Source organism: Sphingomonas sp. NCPPB 2930, assembly GCF_042867205.1.
GTDB lineage: Bacteria > Pseudomonadota > Alphaproteobacteria > Sphingomonadales > Sphingomonadaceae > Sphingomonas.
This window is the reverse complement of sequence record NZ_JBHZQU010000004.1, coordinates 184,150-200,218: the sequence shown is the minus strand read 5'-3', so window position 1 is coordinate 200,218 and position 16,069 is coordinate 184,150. Positions and strand designations below refer to the sequence as shown.

The following is a 16,069-nucleotide window of genomic DNA, read 5'->3' as shown; positions in this document are numbered from 1 at the left end:
TTTATGAGCAACCGCATCTTCGTCGCGATCGACACCCCCGACCTCGCCCGTGCCCAGGCGATGGCGAACAAAGTCCGCCATCATGTCGGCGGGCTGAAGCTGGGGCTGGAATTCTTCTGCGCGCACGGCGCGGGGGGCGTGCGCGAGATGGCGCATATCGGGCTGCCCATCTTCCTCGACCTGAAGCTGCACGACATTCCCAACACCGTCGCCAAGGCGGTCCAGTCGCTGGGGCCGCTCGCCCCGGCGATCCTGACCGTCCATGCCAGCGGCGGTCGCGCGATGCTGGAGGATGCCAAGGCCGCCGCGCCGACCGGCACCAAGGTGGTGGCGGTGACGATGCTGACCAGCCTCGACGCCAATGATCTGTCGGATACCGGCGTCACCGGCTCCCCCGCCGATCATGTCCGGCGCCTCGCCGATCTGGCCGCCGAGTCCGGGGTGGACGGCATCGTCTGTTCGGGTGCCGAGGTCGCGGCGGTGCGCAAGGCTTGGCCCAAGGGCTTCTTCGTGGTGCCGGGCGTCCGTCCGGCGGATGGTCCCGTCGGCGACCAGAAGCGCGTGGTGACCCCGCGCGCCGCGCTGGACGCCGGGGCCTCGATCCTGGTCATCGGCCGCCCGATCACCCAGGCCGAAGACCCCGACGCCGCCGCGCGGGCGATCGCCGCGACGCTTTGACGATATTCGCAACAGTCCTCTCTTTTCGGAGCTGGCCATGACGACCACTGCCAAGATCTGCGGACTGACGACCCCCGCCACGCTCGACGCCGCGCTGGGCGGCGGGGCGAGCCATGTCGGCTTCGTGTTCTTCCCCGCCTCGCCGCGCCACCTGACCTTCGACGTCGCGGCAGGACTGGCGGGGCGGGTCCCGGGCCATGTCCAGCGCGTCGGCGTCTTTGTCGATCCCGACGACCAGCTGCTGGAGGCCGCGGTGCGCGCCGGAATGCTCGACGCGATCCAGCTTCACCGCACCGCCCCCGCGCGGGTGGCGGCGATCCGGTCGAAATTCGACCGCGAGGTCTGGGCCGCCGTCGCCATCAAGGTGCGCGCCGATGTCGACAAGGTCCGCGACTATGCCGGAGCGGCCACGCGTATCCTGTACGATGCCAAGACGCCCGACGACGCATCGCTGCCGGGCGGCATGGGGCTGCGCTTCGACTGGAGCCTGCTCGACGGAGTACGCCATCCGCTGCGCTGGGCACTGTCGGGCGGACTGGACGCGGGCAATGTGGGCGAAGCGATCCGCCGAACCGGCGCGCCGCTGGTCGATATATCCTCCGGCGTCGAGAGCGCGCCCGGCGTCAAGGATATGGACAAGATCGCGACGTTCCTTAAAGCCGTTGCGACAAATCAGTGACAGGATCGTTTGCAGGGGTCGCCTTTGCAAACGCCCAAGGGAAACGAGATGAACGCCCCCAATTCCTTCCGTGCGCAGCCCGACGAGCGCGGCCATTTCGGTGATTTCGGCGGCCGCTATGTCGCCGAGACGCTGATGCCGCTGATCCTCGACCTGGAACGCGAATATCGCGCGGCGCAGGTCGATTCGGCCTTCAAGGCCGAGTTCGACGACCTGATGACCCATTATGTCGGTCGCCCCAGCCCGATGTACTATGCCGAGCGCATGACCGAGACGCTCCGCGCCAGCGCGCCCGAGGGCAAGGGGCCGAAGGTCTATTTCAAGCGCGAGGAACTGAACCACACCGGCGCGCACAAGATCAACAACTGCATCGGCCAGATCCTGCTCGCCAAGCGCATGGGCAAGACGCGGATCATCGCCGAGACGGGCGCGGGGCAGCATGGCGTGGCGACCGCCACGGTGGCGGCGCGCTTCGGCCTGCCCTGCACCATCTTCATGGGCGCGCGCGATATCGAGCGTCAGGCGCCCAACGTCTTCCGCATGAAGCTGCTCGGCGCCGAGGTCCGCCCGGTGACCTCGGGCGCGCAGACGCTGAAGGACGCGATGAACGAGGCGCTGCGCGACTGGGTCGCCAATGTCCACGACACCTTCTACATCATCGGCACCGCCGCAGGACCGCATCCCTATCCGGAGATGGTCCGCGACTTCCAGGCGGTGATCGGCACCGAGTCGAAGGCGCAGATGCTGGAGGCCGAGGGGCGGCTGCCCGACCTGCTGATCGCCGCGGTCGGCGGCGGATCGAATGCGATCGGCCTGTTCCACCCCTTCCTCGACGATCCCGAGGTCGCGATGCTGGGCATCGAGGCGGCCGGGCATGGCCTGAACACCACCCAGCATGCCGCCAGCCTGACCGGCGGCAAGCCGGGTATCCTGCACGGCAACAAGACCTATCTGCTGCAGGACGAAGACGGGCAGATCGCCGAGGCGCATTCGATCTCGGCCGGGCTCGACTATCCGGGGATCGGGCCCGAGCATAGCTGGCTGAACGACACGGGCCGCGTCGTCTATGAGGGCGTGACCGACACCGAGGCGCTCGACGCGTTCCAGCTGTGCTGCAAGGTTGAGGGGATCATCCCCGCGCTGGAATGCAGCCATGCGCTGGTCGGCCTGATCCGCCGCGCGCCGCTGATGAACCGCGACCAGATCGTCCTGGTCAATATCTCGGGCCGGGGGGACAAGGACATCTTCACCGTCGCCGAAGCGCTGGGAGCCAAGATGTGAGCCGGATCGCCGACACCTTCGCCCGCTGCGATGCGGCGGGGCGCGCCGCGCTCGTCTGTTTCGTGACCGCCGGGGATCCGACCCCCGCCGACACCGCCGCGATCCTCGACGCGCTGGTCGAGGGGGGCGCGGACCTGATCGAGCTGGGCATGCCCTTCACCGATCCGATGGCCGACGGCCCCGCGATCCAGAAGGCGAATATCCGCAGCCTGGGGGCAGGCACCCGCACTGCCGACGTGCTGGCGATCGCCAGCGCCTTTCGCGCGCGCCATGCCGAGGTGCCGCTGGTCCTGATGGGCTATGCCAATCCGATGACGGTGCGCGGCCCCGAATGGTTCGCGCAGGCTGCGGCTGGCGCAGGCGTGGACGGCGTGATCTGCGTCGACGTGCCCGCCGAGGAGGACGACGCGCTGGGCGTCGCATTGCGGGACAAGGGCATCGCCTCGATCCGGCTGGCGACCCCGACCAGCGACGCCGTGCGGCTGCCGACGATTTTGACGGGTGCCGATGGCTTCCTCTATTATGTCTCCGTCGCGGGCATCACCGGCCAGCAGCAGGCGGCGCAATCCTCGATCGAGGATGCAGTCGCCAGGCTGAAGGCGGCGACGAACCTGCCGGTCGCGGTGGGTTTCGGCGTCCGTACCCCCGACCAGGCGGCGGCGATCGGCCGGGTCGCCGACGGTGTGGTCGTCGGCTCCGCCATCGTGGATCTGGTCGGCGAACATGGCGCGGCGGCGCCCGCCCCGGTCCGCGCCTATATTGAAACTCTGTCGTCGGCGATCGCCGACGCGCGCAAGGAACTCGCATGAGCTGGCTCAACAGCGTCCGCAACGTCATCCCCTTCGTCGCCAAGCGGGAGACGCCCGACAATCTCTGGCACAAGTGCAAGGGATGCGGGCAGATGGTCTTCAGCAAGGAGCTGGAAGACAATCTGAACGTCTGCCCGAAATGCGATTATCACGACCGCATCGGGCCGAAAGCGCGTTTCCGGCACTTGTTCGACGAGGGCAGCTGCGCCGAGCTGTCGTCGCCCAAGGTGCCCGAGGATCCGCTGAAGTTCCGCGACTCCAAGCGCTACACCGACCGCCTGAAGGTCGCCCGCGCCAATAACGGCGACGCCGACGCGCTGGTCAATGCGCGCGGCACGATCCTGGGCAACAAGGTCGTGGTCGGCGTGCAGGACTTCGCCTTCATGGGCGGCTCGATGGGCCTAGCCGTGGGTGAGGCGTTCGTGCGCGGGGTCGAGGCGGCGATCGCCGACAACTGCCCCTATGTGATCTTCACCGCCTCGGGCGGCGCGCGGATGCAGGAGGGTATCCTCAGCCTGATGCAGATGCCGCGCACCACGGTCGCCATCCAGATGCTGCACGATGCGGGCCTGCCCTATATCGTCGTGCTGACCGACCCGACCTCGGGTGGTGTGATGGCCGCCTATGCGATGCTGGGCGACGTCCAGATCGCCGAGCCCAAGGCGACCTTGGCATTCACCGGCCGCCGCGTGATCGAGAGCACGATCCGCGAAAAGCTGCCCGACGATTTCCAGACTTCGGAATATTATCTGGATCACGGCATGCTCGACATGGTCGTCCATCGCCACGATCTGCGCGAGCGGCTGGCGACGGTCATCGGCTATCTGACCGCCTCGCGTCAGGCCGCCTGACATCCCGATCGCGAAGCGTCGCCTTTTCGCCGCGACGCCATTAGAGGGGCGGGCCGAGAGGTCCGCCTCTTTTTCATTCCCTTCACGAGACCGGCCGATGCCCGATCATGCCCGATCCCAAAACCCCGCCGTGCAGGCGCAACTCGACCGGCTCTGGTCGCTGTCGCCGGGGGCGGACATATTGGGGCTGGAACGGATCACGACGCTGCTCGCCCGGCTGGGGGATCCACAGCATCATCTGCCGCCGGTCTTCCATGTCGCCGGGACCAACGGCAAGGGATCGACCTGTGCCTTTCTGCGTGCCGCGATCGAGGCGTCGGGCCAGGCGGTGCATGTCTATTCGAGCCCGCATCTGGTTCGCTTCAACGAGCGCATCCGGCTGGCGGGGCGGCTGATCGACGACACCGCTCTGGCATCCGTGCTGGACGAGGTGCTCGACCATGCCGAGGGGATCGGCGCGAGCTTCTTCGAGGTGACGACCGCCGCCGCCTTTCTCTGCTTCGCGCGGACCCCGGCGGCGGCGACCATCGTCGAGGTGGGCCTGGGCGGGCGGCTCGACGCGACCAACATCCTGCCACCCCCCGCCATATGCGGGATCGCGGCGCTGGGGATCGACCATGAAGCCTTTCTGGGCAGCAGCCTGACGGGCATCGCCCGCGAAAAGGCTGGGATCGCCAAGGCGGGCACCCCGCTGGTGACGATGGACTATGCCCGGCCGCTGCGACAGGCGATCGCGGAGGTCGCCGAGGCTGCGGGCGCACCGATGCTGGCGCGTGGGGAGGCCTGGTTCAGCCGATCCGGTGGCAAGGCCATTCTCTACGAGGACCGGCAGGGCACGATCACCCTCCCCCGCCCCGGCCTGTCGGGCCCGCACCAGTCGCGCAATCTGGCCTTGGCGGTGGCCATGGCGCGGCATCAGGCGGCGGTGACGATCCCCGATAGCGCGCTCCAGGCCGCAGCTACGCAGGCGCACTGGCCCGCGCGGATGCAGAGGCTGTCGTCCGGCCCGCTGACGCAGGTCTTGCCCAAGGGAAGCGAATGTTGGCTGGACGGCGCGCACAACCCCTCCGCCGCGACGCCCGTGGCGCGAACCATGGCCGGGTGGAAGGCACAAGGGCCCTGTGCGCTGGTGCTGGGCATGCTGGCCAACAAGGATGCCGGGCCCGTCCTGCATAGGCTGGGCGCGATGGTGGACCTGGTCGTGACCGTGCCGGTACCACATCATTCCTGCCACGCGCCCGAGGACCTCGCCGGGCAGGCGCGCCGTCAGGGGCTGTCGGCCGAAGCAGCCACCGATCCGGCCGATGCCTTGGTCCGGATCGCCGGGCATTTCGACCGCCCCGCCAGGGTTCTGATCGCCGGATCGCTCTATCTGGCGGGGCAGGTGCTGGAAGCGAATGACGAGGTGCCGCAGTGATGCGACGAACCGATAACGCATCACGCTTTATTTGCGATTGACTATCAATAGCGTCGGTTTAGCATGAGCGGGCAAATACGGAGTCCCGCCCGATGGCCGAAACCACCACGCTCGCCACTGCCCTGCCTCATATGCTCCCGGCCTGCCCCCATGCCCGGATCGCGTTGTTCGCGATCCGCCGGATGGGCGCGCACGGGCTGGCCGATGCGCGGGCCGCGCACACCCTGTTCACCGTCTTCGGGCAGGATTTTCGCCGCCCGCTTATCCTGATGCGGACGCTGATGGCCGATCTCGCGGCGCATGCCTCGGGCCAGATCGCGATCGCGCCGTGCTGCTGCGGGCGGATGACGGCGGCGGAGGCGGCCTTGCTCACCGTCCTGGCGCAGATGGAGGTGGCGCCCGAAAAGGCCCGCTTCCTGATGAGCGATCTCCTCGGCGCCCGGCGGATCGACGGGGTCCTCGCCAGCGCGGCGGCGGTCAGCGCCGCCTTCGCCGATGAGGGGCGGCCGATCAGCCTTTGACGGCCACGTCGGCGCGGGTGTCGCCTTCCCCCTCGACGCCCGCACTGCCGATCGATCGGTCGATCATCCCCGACCGCGCCATCCAGCCGAACAGCATGACGCCCGGCAAGGCGATGACGGTGGTCAGCAGGTAGAAGTCGACATAGCCGAACCGCTCGACCAGCGCCCCCGCCGTCGTTCCGCTCAGGATACGCCCCAGCACGCTGGTCGCGGCCGAGATCAGGGCATATTGCGCGGCGGTGAAACGCAGATCGGTCAAGGCCGAGAAATAGGCGACCAGCGTGACGCCGCCGATCCCGCTCGCGAAATTCTCGAACCCGATCGCGCCCGCCATGCCCAAATTGCTGTGCCCCGCCGCCGCCAGCCCGGCGAAGGACAGGTTGGACACCGCCATCAGCACCAGGCTGATCATCACCGATCGCTTCATGCCCAGCCGGGCATAGAGAATGCCGCCGACGAACACACCGACCAGCAGCGCCCAGAAACCGACCCCGACGTCGTAAAAGGCAATCTCGTCCTTGGAAAAGCCCAAATCGTTGAACAGCAGGCGGAAGGTCATATTGGCCAGCGTGTCGCCGATCTTGTGGACCAGGATGAAGGCCAGCACGAGAATCGCACCCTGCCGACGAAAGAACTCGGCAAAGGGGCCGACAACCGCGCGAACGATTCCCTCGGCCGGGCGGCGTGCGGTGATTTCGGCATGCCGCGCGGGCTCGCCCATGATCAGCGCGGTCAGTAGCGCGGGCAGCGCGAAGGCGCAGCTGACGATATAGGCGATGCTCCACCCCGCCCGCGCCGCGATCACCAGCGACAGAGAGGCGACCAGCGCCGATCCGATCCGCCAGCCATATTGCCCCATGCCCGCGCCGACGCCCAGTTGGCGCGGCTCCAGCAATTCGATGCGATAGGCGTCGATCACGATGTCGAAGGTCGCACCGGCAATGCCCAGCGCGATCGCGGCCATGGCGGTCTGCGCCAGCGAGACGCGGGGGTCCGAAAGCCCCAGCCCGACCGCCGCCGCACAGACGAGCGCGGCGACCACGAACAGCCAGGATACGCGTTGGCCCAAACGGTGCAGGACGGGGATCTTCACCCCCTCGACGATCCAGGCCCACAGCCATTTGAGATTATAGGCCAGGATGACGAGCGCGAAGGCGGTGACGCTCTTCTTCTCGATCCCCGCCTCGGCCAGACGGCTCGCCAGGGTCGCATTGATCATGGTCAGCGGAAAGGCGGAGGATATGCCGAGCGCCAGTGCGGCGAGCGGCGCCGGTTCGATATAGGGCCGTACCGCATCCACCCAACGCCCACTCGCCATAACCGATCCGTTTCGCCTCGACTGCAAAGCGCGGACCGTAGAGGGCTTGGCCGATGGGGGCAATGTCGCCGGTTACGGCGTCAGGCGCCCGCGAACAGGCGGAAGCCCGCAGGCAGACGGCTGGGCGGCTTGCCGGTCCGGCGCTCCTCGATGACCGTGATCGCACCCAGCAGCTCGCGCGGGCCATAGGGCTTCATGAGAATGCCCTCGGCCAGTCCGTCCGCCTCGTCGGGGGGCGTTCCGGTCAGGAACAGCACGGGTATGCCCCGCGCCCGCGCCGCGCGCGCCACATCGATTCCGCTGCCGTCGGCCAGCCTGACATCGGCCAGAACGAGGTCGATAGGCGTGTCGCCCTCGATCAGCGTCACCGCCTTGCTGGCCCGGTCGACGGTCGCGACGACCTCGTAATCGGCGTCGGTCAGGACATGTTCGGTGTCAAACGCGACCAGCGGCTCGTCTTCGACCACCAACAGCTTGGTCAGCTGTCGCTTCTTTCGCCCGAAGAGTCTCATCCCGTATCGGCCCGTCTTTCTTGCCCGCTCTTGCGCCTAACGCATTGTCGGGGGAAACGACGCAAATATTTTCCTTTGCGCGACACCCTATGTATCAGCGTGGATCATGACACCAGAACAACGTATCGCCAAGCTGCTGGCCCGGGCCGGGGTCGCCTCGCGCCGGGAAGTCGAGCGGATGATCGCCGAGGGTCGGATCGCGCTGAACGGCACGACGATCGACACGCCCGCGACGCTGCTTTCCTCGCTCGACGGAGTGACGGTCGACGGCCAACCGGTCGCCGCGCCCGAACCCACGCGGCTGTTCCTCTACAACAAGCCCAACGGCCTGTTGGTGACCGAACGCGATCCCGCCGGGCGGCCGACCATCTATGACCGTCTGCCCGCCGGGCTTCCCCGCCTCGTGCCGGTCGGTCGGCTGGACCTCAATACCGAGGGGCTGCTGCTGCTAACCACCGATGGCGGGTTCAAGCGCCAGCTGGAACTGCCCGCGACCGGGGTGGAGCGGACCTATCGCGCACGCGCCTATGGCGACGTCACCCAGGCGCAGCTCGAGGAGCTGATCCACGGGGTCGAGATCGACGGTATCCGCTATGGCCAGATCGACGCCAATCTGGAGCGTCGCACGGGCGCCAATGTCTGGATCGAGATGACCCTGCGCGAGGGCAAGAATCGCGAGGTCCGGCGCGTGCTCGAACATCTGGGCCTTCAGGTCAGCCGCCTGATCCGCCTGCGCTATGGCCCCTTCGTCCTGGACGATCTGCCGGTGGGCGAGATCGGCGAGGTCAAGGGCGCGCAGATCGTCGAGTTCCGCAAGACCTTGCTGGGCGGCATCCCCGCCGATGCCGTCCGCCCGACGCCCCGCGCCGGTTTCCGCACGCCGCCCACGAATGCCAAGCCGGAACGCCCGGCCCGTCCCGAGGCAAGGCGCACGGCGGACCAGGATGCCCCCCCCCGGCGCGACGCCAAGCCTCGCGCTTCGACACCGTTCGGCGAGCGCGCGCGTCCCGGTGCACCACGCTCCGGCGACCGGCAGGAGCGTTCCTTCCGTCCGCGATCCGAAAACGCCCCGTCGGCGCGCGGTGCGCGTGACGAGCGTCCTGCCCGTGGCGAACGGCCGTCCGGGGGGGAGCGTCCCTTTCGCTCCCGGACGGATGCCGGACCGAGCGGGCGCGGCGTTCGCGAGGATAGGCCTGCACGGGGCACCGAACGTCCCTTCCGATCGCGTCCGGATGCCGGACCCACGGGACGTGGCGCTCGTGACGAACGGCCGGCGCGTGGCGGCGAGCGCCCCTCCGGAGGGGATCGTTCGTTCCGGGCGCGGTCCGACGCGGCGCCCTCGGCGCGGGGTGGTCGCAACGAGCGGCCCCCACGTGACGAGCGTCCCTCGGGCGGTGATCGGCCGTCGCGGGGTCCGCGACCGCCCGCACCATCGGGCGGCGGACGCCCCTTTGGCGGTGGACGTAACGGACGGCCCGGTCGTCCGGGAGGAAATCGCTGATGCGCGTCATTGCCGGAGAATGGCGGGGTCGCCCGCTGGTCGCGCCCAAGGGTGACGTTACGCGCCCGACCGCGGATCGCACGCGCGAAGCCCTTTTCTCGATGCTGGCGGCGCGGCTGGGCGATTTCGAGGGGCTGGCGGTCGGCGACTTCTTCGCGGGATCGGGCGCGCTGGGGATCGAGGCGCTGTCGCGCGGCGCGGCGTCGTGCCTGTTCGTCGAGCAGGATCGCGGGGCTCTGGACGCGCTACGCGCCAATCTCGCCAAGCTGGGGGCGACGGGCGATGTCCGCGCGACCTCGGTGCTGGCGCTGGGCCCCGCGCGCCAGCCGCTCGACCTGATTCTGATGGATCCGCCTTATGGCACCGGCGCGGGCGTCGTGGCGCTCGACAAGCTGACCCGGCTGGGCTGGGTGGCGGCGGGCACCTGGATCAGTATCGAAACGGCCAAGCAGGAAGAGATCGACCTGCCGGGCTTCGTCGTCGACGCCTCGCGCGTCCATGGCAAGGCGCGGCTGACCCTGTTGCGTCAGGGCTGAGGCAGGCTCCGCCCCCGCATCAACGCCAGCCCGGCGAGGCTGAGCAGGCCCGCGGCGACCAGATAGCCGCCGACCCAGTTCAGCCCGCCGCGCTCGGTCAGCGCCTGTGCCGCGATCGGCGCCAGCGCGCCGCCGATGATCCCGCCCAGATTGAAGGTCATCGAGACGCCGGTATAGCGCACCCCCGCCGGAAACAGCGCGGGCAGCCAGCCGCCCAGAGGACCATAGGCGAAGCCCATCACGAACAGCGCCGTCGCCAGCCAGACGAAGACGATGGCCAGCGATCCCGATCCCAGCATCGGCCCCATCGCGACGCCGACCACCGCACATCCGGCAAAGCCCAGCGCCAGCATCATGGGCGCACCACGGCGATCGGCCATCACGCTCGACACCACGACACCCAGCGCCAAGAACAGGATCGCGACGAGCTGGACGCCCAGGAACGCCTCACGCGGATAGCCTAGGGCGCTGGTGCCATAGCCCAGCGCAAAGGCGGTCGCGAGGTAGAAGATGGCGAAGCAGGCGATCACCCCGCCCGTCCCCGCCAGCAGCGCACGGCCATGCCCCTGCAACAGCGTCGCGATCGGCACGCGCGGCAGGGCCTCGGTCCGCTTGGCCTCGGCGAAATCCGGTGTCTCGGTCAGCCGCAGGCGGACCCACAGGCCGAGCATCACCAGCACCGCGCTGGCCAGGAACGGCAGTCGCCACCCCCAGGCGCGGAATTGCGCATCGGTCAGGACGAGACCCAGGAGCAGGAAAAAGCCGTTCGCCAGGATGAAGCCGACCGGCGCGCCGAGCGGGGGAAACATGCCCCAGGTGTTGCGACGCCCCGGAGGCGCATTCTCCACCGCCAGCAGCGCCGCACCACCCCATTCGCCGCCTAGCCCCAGGCCTTGCCCCAATCGGGCGATGCACAGCAGCAACGGGGCGATCCAGCCCGCCTGCGCATAGGTCGGCAGGAAGGCGATGGCGACGGTCGATCCGCCCATCAGCATCAGGCTGACCACCAGCGTCGACTTGCGCCCGACCCGGTCGCCGAAGTGACCAAAGGCGATCGCCCCGACCGGCCGCGCGACGAAGGCGAGCCCGAAACTGGCATAGGACAGCAGCAATTGCGCCGCCGCCGAGGAGGCCGGGAAGAAGAGCGGGCCGAACACCAGCGCCGCCGCCGTCGCATAAATATAGAAATCGTAGAACTCGACCGCCGTCCCGGTCAGGCTGGCCAGCAGGATATGGCGGTGCGAAGGTGTCGAGGCACGGGTCATCCGCCCGCTGTGGCAGAAGCCAAATACCGCCGTAAAGACCTATAAGCTGCGACCCGGCGGGCCGGATCAGCCCGCCAGCACCTCGGTCAGCTTGAGCAGCAGCGAATAGAGCGTGCCCGACAGCAGCATCGCGACCGGCAGGGTCATGATCCAAGCGAGCGCCATGTTGCGGATTGTCCGCGCCTGGAGCCCGGCGCCATTGGCGACCGAGGCACCCGCGACGCCGGAGGACAGGATATGCGTGGTCGACACCGGCCGCCCCAGCTGGTCGGCGAGCAGGATCGTCGCCGCCGTCATCAGCTCGGCCGCCGCCCCCATGCCATAGGTCAGATGCGTCTTGCCGATCCGCTCGCCGACCGTGACCACGATCCGCCGCCAGCCGACCATCGTCCCCAGGCCCAGCGCCAGGGCGACCGTGATCTTCACCCAGAGCGGGATATAGCGGGTGCCACGCTCCAGCTGCTTGGCATAGCCGTTGAGCGACTCGATCTGACCGGCGGTGAAACGGCTCTTGGCACCTTCGTCCTTGGTTACCATCCGGGTGGTATCGAGAACCAGGTACATGTCGTTGCGCAAATTGGGAACGACCGCCGCCGGTACGCGGCTGAGCGTGCCGTAATCGGCGATCCGCTCGCCGATGTCGTGCGACAGGACCGACAGGCCTTCATAGACCTGCGGCGTATCGATCGTCTTGGCGCGTACGCCATCAACGACGGCGGCGCGGGCCTGGTCCAGCGAGACCGCATGGCCGGTCCCGTGCGCGGCATAGGCGGCGGAGGCGATGTCGGCGCTGCGGACAAAGGCGGGCATCGCACTTTCGGGCAGCGTCCGGTTGAGCGCATAGGCCGTGGGCGCGCAGCCGATCAGGATCAGCATGATCAGCCCCATCCCCTTCTGCCCGTCATTGCCGCCATGTGCGAAGCTGACCGCCGTGCAGGTGAAGATCAGCAGCGCCCGGATGCCGCGCGGCGGGGGCGTATCGCCCTCGGGTTCGCGATACAGGCGGTCGTCGCGGAAAAACCGCTTCATGACGAGGAGCAGCATCAGCGCACCGGCAAAGCCGATCAGCGGACTGAACAGCAGCGCGGATAGCACTTTCCGCACCTGCTCCATGTCGACGCCCGATGTGCCGGGGATGCTGGACAGAAGCTGGTTGGCGAGGCCGACGCCCAGGATCGACCCGATCAGCGCATGGCTGGACGAATTGGGCAGGCCCACTGCCCAGGTCGCCAGATTCCAGATCACCGCCGCCAGCAGCAGCGCGAAGATCATCGCGAACCCGCCTGCCGATCCGACATGCAGCATCAGGTCGATCGGCAGCAGGGTGATGATCGAATAGGCGACCGCGCCGGAGGAGGTGACGACGCCGAGGAAGTTGAAGAAACCCGACCATATGACCGCCACCGGCGCGGGAAGCGAATGGGTGTAGATCACCGTCGCCACCGCATTGGCGGTATCGTGGAAGCCGTTGACGAACTCGAAGCCCAGCGCGATCAGCAGAGCCAGGCCCAGAAAGGCGAAGACACCGACCGCCATCGGCTCGCCGACCCGCGCCGTGTCGGTCAGGATGCTGACCCCCGCATAGGCCAGGCCGCCGACGATCAGCGCGAGGAAAATCCACCGTCCCGACGGATGCAGCGACGCATCGAGCTTCGGTCCACGAATGCGAGATTCGGATTCCCCGCCGGCAAGCGCATAAGGTGTCATGATGAACGTCCGTTGCGCCACGGAGGTGACGTTTTTATGACGCTGGGCCCGTTAGCCGTGGCGAATGCCATGCCGGGATGCGGCGGGACGCCCTCGTGCGACGTCCCGCCCTATCCCGGACAGGCCCTTATCGCGTGCTGGCCAGCATGACGGGGGCGGCGAGCAGCGCGGCGACCTTCACGGCGGCGTCGGCCTGCATCTCCGCGCGGCACCGGGCCACGCCTTCGTTCTGCGCCAGATCATTGGTCATGGTTCCGCATGCGATCGCCGCCGCGCGGCGAATGCGGGCGTCGAGCATCGCCCGGTGATCGGGTCGATGGAGATCGAGATCGGCGTGACGGACCTTGATGCTGACCGGTTCGCGCAGCTGCGCCTGGACGGAGGCACCGGACAGGACAAACGAGGTCGCAAGGGCGACGGCAAAGATCTTGCTCATGGGAAGCTCCTGCATGGGGTCATGCCCGTCACGGCGGCGTCGGTGTTTCCACCCCGTCGCTCGTCGGCACGCACCGCCCCTAGGCCGCCGGCATGTCGGTTTCGGGTCGGGCGTGGGACGCCCGTGTGACATATCCCGCTATGCCACAGCATCGCCATCGAACGGCCGAAGGTTGCCCCGGCGGCCAACGTTCCCTAACTGTTCGCGATGACCGTCGCTTCCTCCGCCGATCCCGCCCGGATTTCCACCGGACAAATGGCCGATTACCCCTATCTGCGCACGCTGAACCCGGCACAGCGTGAGGCGGTGCTGACCACCGATGGCCCGGTCCTGGTGCTGGCGGGCGCGGGCACGGGCAAGACGGCGGCGCTGACCGCGCGGCTGGCGCATCTGCTCTACACCCGCAAGGCCTGGCCTTCCGAAATCCTGTCCGTCACCTTCACCAACAAGGCCGCACGCGAGATGCGGGACCGCGTCGGGCGGCTGGTCGGCGATGCCGTCGAAGGAATGCCATGGCTGGGCACCTTCCATGCCATCGGCGCCAAGATGCTGCGCCGCCATGCCGAGCTGGTCGGGCTCCAGTCGAACTTCACCATCCTCGACATCGACGACCAGCTTCGCCTGCTCAAGCAGTTGATCGTCGCGGCCGATATCGACGAGAAGCGCTTCCCGGCACGGGCGCTCGGCGGGTTGATCGACGAGTGGAAGAACAAGGGGCTGGTCCCCGGCGACATCGATGCGGGCGAGGCCGAACGCTACGCCAATGGCCGTGGGGCCGAGCTGTATCGCCAGTATCAGGACCGGCTGCGCAGCGTGAACGCCTGCGACTTCGGCGATCTGCTGCTCCACATGCTGACCATCCTGAAGACGCATCGCGATGTGCTGGAGCATTATCAGCAGCGTTTCCGCTATATCATGGTCGACGAATATCAGGACACCAACAGCGTCCAGTATCTCTGGCTGCGGCTGCTGGCGCAGGCGCGCAAGAATATCGCGTGCGTCGGCGACGACGACCAGTCCATCTATTCCTGGCGCGGCGCGCAGGTGGAGAATATCCTGCGCTTCGAGCGGGACTTCCCCGGTGCCAAGGTCATCCGGCTGGAACAGAATTACCGTTCGACCCCACATATCCTGGGGGCGGCGTCGGGCGTGATCGCCAATAATGGCGGACGGCTGGGCAAGACGCTGTGGACCGAACTCGACGTGGGCGAAAAGGTCCGCGTGCTGGGCGTATGGGACGGCCCCGAAGAGGCCCGGCGCGTCGGCGAGGAGATCGAGGCGGCGCGGCGCTCCGGCACCTCCTATGGCGATATTGCGATCCTGGTCCGCGCCTCGCACCAGACGCGCGAGTTCGAGGATCGCTTCATCGCGATCGGCCTGCCGTACCGGATCGTCGGCGGCTTCCGCTTCTACGAGCGCGCCGAAATCCGCGATGCGCTGGCCTATCTGCGGGTGGTCAACCAGCCATCGGACGATCTGGCGTTCGAGCGGATCGTCAACGTTCCCAAGCGCGGGCTGGGCGACAAGGCGCTGGCCAAGATCCACCAGCTGGCACGGGCCGAGGGGCTGCCGCTGACCCTGGCCTCGGCGCGTATCCTCGACACCGACGAACTGACCCCGCAGGCACGGCGGAGCCTTGGCAATCTGATCGGCGATATCGCCCGGTGGCGCGACATGGCGCGCGACCTGCCGCATCCCGAACTCGCCCGACAGCTGCTGGACGAGAGCGGCTATACCGCCATGTACCAGAACGAGAAGTCGGCGGAGGCGGCCGGGCGGCTGGAGAACCTGTCCGAACTTGTCCGCGCGATGGAGGATTACGAGTCGCTCGGCGCGTTTCTGGAGCATGTGTCGCTGGTCATGGAACGCGACGGCGACCAGCGCGAGCCTGAGGTGACGATCATGACGATCCACGCCGCCAAGGGGCTGGAGTTCGACACCGTCTTCCTCGCGGGCTGGGAGGAAGGGCTGTTCCCCTCGCAGCGGGCGATCGATGAAGGCGGCACGCGCAGCCTGGAGGAGGAGCGGCGCCTCGCCTATGTCGCGATCACCCGGGCGCGGCGCAAAGCGGTGATCCTGCATGCGGCCAATCGCCGCATCTATGGCCAATGGACCTCCAGCCTGCCGAGCCGCTTCGTCAGCGAACTGCCGCCCGAGCATATCGACAGCGAGACGAGCATGACCGGCGGCGAGAGCCTGTGGCGCGCCAACTGGTCCGAACATGCCGACCCCTTCGCCAATGTGGCGCGGGGGACGGGGCGCGGGCCGGGCTGGCAGCGGGCAGCGACCAGCCAGAGCGCGACGCCGACCCGCCCCGCGCGGATCGTCGAGTCGCGCGCACCCTCGGTCGGCTTGGGGCAAAAGGGGCGCGACGACTTGGGCGTGGGCGACCGGGTCTTCCACCAGAAATTCGGATATGGGGCGATCGCCGCGATCGAGGGCAACAAGCTGGAGATCGATTTCGAACAGGCGGGGCGCAAGCGGGTGATGGACAGCTTCGTCACCAAAAGCGTCGCCTGATCCGGGGGCGCCGTTCAGGAACCATATCGATTCGTAGC

15 protein-coding genes are annotated in these 16,069 nt (G+C 68.1%); 10 read left to right on the top strand and 5 right to left on the bottom strand.

Annotation, left to right across the window (positions count from 1 at the left end; all coding sequences use genetic code 11):
• Positions 1 to 3 precede the first annotated feature (3 nt).
• The 7 genes from pyrF (at position 4) to ACFX59_RS07345 (ending at position 6,236) form a co-directional block, all read left to right on the top strand.
• Positions 4 to 678 carry an orotidine-5'-phosphate decarboxylase gene (gene pyrF, locus ACFX59_RS07375; RefSeq protein WP_307098824.1) on the top strand — a complete coding sequence of 225 codons (675 nt, stop codon included), beginning with the start codon at positions 4 to 6 and terminating at the stop codon, positions 676 to 678.
• 37 nt (positions 679 to 715) lie between these two features.
• Positions 716 to 1,357 (top strand): phosphoribosylanthranilate isomerase, encoded by a 642-nt coding sequence (locus tag ACFX59_RS07370; RefSeq protein ID WP_309702629.1) that lies wholly within the window; start codon positions 716 to 718, stop codon positions 1,355 to 1,357.
• Between the two features lie 48 nt (positions 1,358 to 1,405).
• The gene (trpB, locus tag ACFX59_RS07365) at positions 1,406 to 2,638 is read left to right on the top strand and encodes a tryptophan synthase subunit beta (RefSeq protein ID WP_387431079.1); all 1,233 of its coding nucleotides are present in this window, start codon (positions 1,406 to 1,408) and stop codon (positions 2,636 to 2,638) included.
• Positions 2,635 to 3,447, top strand: coding sequence for a tryptophan synthase subunit alpha (gene trpA, locus ACFX59_RS07360; RefSeq protein WP_387431077.1), 813 nt, complete (start codon positions 2,635 to 2,637; stop codon positions 3,445 to 3,447). Before trpB ends, trpA begins: the two co-directional genes overlap by 4 nt.
• Entirely contained in the window at positions 3,444 to 4,298 is an 855-nt protein-coding gene (accD, locus tag ACFX59_RS07355) for an acetyl-CoA carboxylase, carboxyltransferase subunit beta (protein ID WP_387431075.1), read from the top strand. Before trpA ends, accD begins: the two co-directional genes overlap by 4 nt.
• A 97-nt stretch (positions 4,299 to 4,395) precedes the next feature.
• Positions 4,396 to 5,715 (top strand): bifunctional folylpolyglutamate synthase/dihydrofolate synthase, encoded by a 1,320-nt coding sequence (locus tag ACFX59_RS07350; protein ID WP_387431072.1) that lies wholly within the window; start codon positions 4,396 to 4,398, stop codon positions 5,713 to 5,715.
• A gap of 92 nt (positions 5,716 to 5,807) precedes the next feature.
• On the top strand, positions 5,808 to 6,236 hold the full coding sequence (locus tag ACFX59_RS07345) for a DUF6628 family protein (protein WP_307098835.1): 429 nt from the start codon (positions 5,808 to 5,810) through the stop codon (positions 6,234 to 6,236).
• Here ACFX59_RS07345 and ACFX59_RS07340 read toward each other — a convergent pair.
• Complete coding sequence (locus tag ACFX59_RS07340) at positions 6,226 to 7,554, bottom strand: AmpG family muropeptide MFS transporter (protein WP_387431069.1); 1,329 nt, start codon at positions 7,552 to 7,554, stop codon at positions 6,226 to 6,228. The genes ACFX59_RS07345 and ACFX59_RS07340 overlap by 11 nt on opposite strands.
• A gap of 80 nt (positions 7,555 to 7,634) precedes the next feature.
• Entirely contained in the window at positions 7,635 to 8,066 is a 432-nt protein-coding gene (locus tag ACFX59_RS07335) for a response regulator (RefSeq protein WP_387431066.1), read from the bottom strand.
• Between the two features lie 106 nt (positions 8,067 to 8,172).
• On the opposite strand from ACFX59_RS07335, the gene ACFX59_RS07330 reads away from it, so the two are divergent.
• Entirely contained in the window at positions 8,173 to 9,567 is a 1,395-nt protein-coding gene (locus ACFX59_RS07330) for a pseudouridine synthase (RefSeq protein WP_387431064.1), read from the top strand.
• Positions 9,567 to 10,103 (top strand): 16S rRNA (guanine(966)-N(2))-methyltransferase RsmD, encoded by a 537-nt coding sequence (gene rsmD, locus ACFX59_RS07325; protein ID WP_307098843.1) that lies wholly within the window; start codon positions 9,567 to 9,569, stop codon positions 10,101 to 10,103. The genes ACFX59_RS07330 and rsmD overlap by 1 nt, the downstream gene beginning before the upstream one ends.
• Here rsmD and ACFX59_RS07320 read toward each other — a convergent pair.
• The 3 genes from ACFX59_RS07320 to ACFX59_RS07310 form a co-directional block, all read right to left on the bottom strand.
• Positions 10,094 to 11,368 (bottom strand): MFS transporter, encoded by a 1,275-nt coding sequence (locus ACFX59_RS07320; protein WP_387431061.1) that lies wholly within the window; start codon positions 11,366 to 11,368, stop codon positions 10,094 to 10,096. The two genes, rsmD and ACFX59_RS07320, sit on opposite strands and share 10 nt — an antisense overlap.
• A 66-nt stretch (positions 11,369 to 11,434) precedes the next feature.
• Positions 11,435 to 13,075, bottom strand: coding sequence for an inorganic phosphate transporter (locus ACFX59_RS07315; protein WP_387431059.1), 1,641 nt, complete (start codon positions 13,073 to 13,075; stop codon positions 11,435 to 11,437).
• A gap of 127 nt (positions 13,076 to 13,202) precedes the next feature.
• On the bottom strand, positions 13,203 to 13,511 hold the full coding sequence (locus tag ACFX59_RS07310) for a UrcA family protein (RefSeq protein WP_387431057.1): 309 nt from the start codon (positions 13,509 to 13,511) through the stop codon (positions 13,203 to 13,205).
• 207 nt (positions 13,512 to 13,718) lie between these two features.
• Between ACFX59_RS07310 and ACFX59_RS07305 the strand changes: the two genes are divergently transcribed.
• Positions 13,719 to 16,031 carry an ATP-dependent helicase gene (locus ACFX59_RS07305; RefSeq protein WP_387431055.1) on the top strand — a complete coding sequence of 771 codons (2,313 nt, stop codon included), beginning with the start codon at positions 13,719 to 13,721 and terminating at the stop codon, positions 16,029 to 16,031.
• Positions 16,032 to 16,069 lie beyond the last annotated feature (38 nt).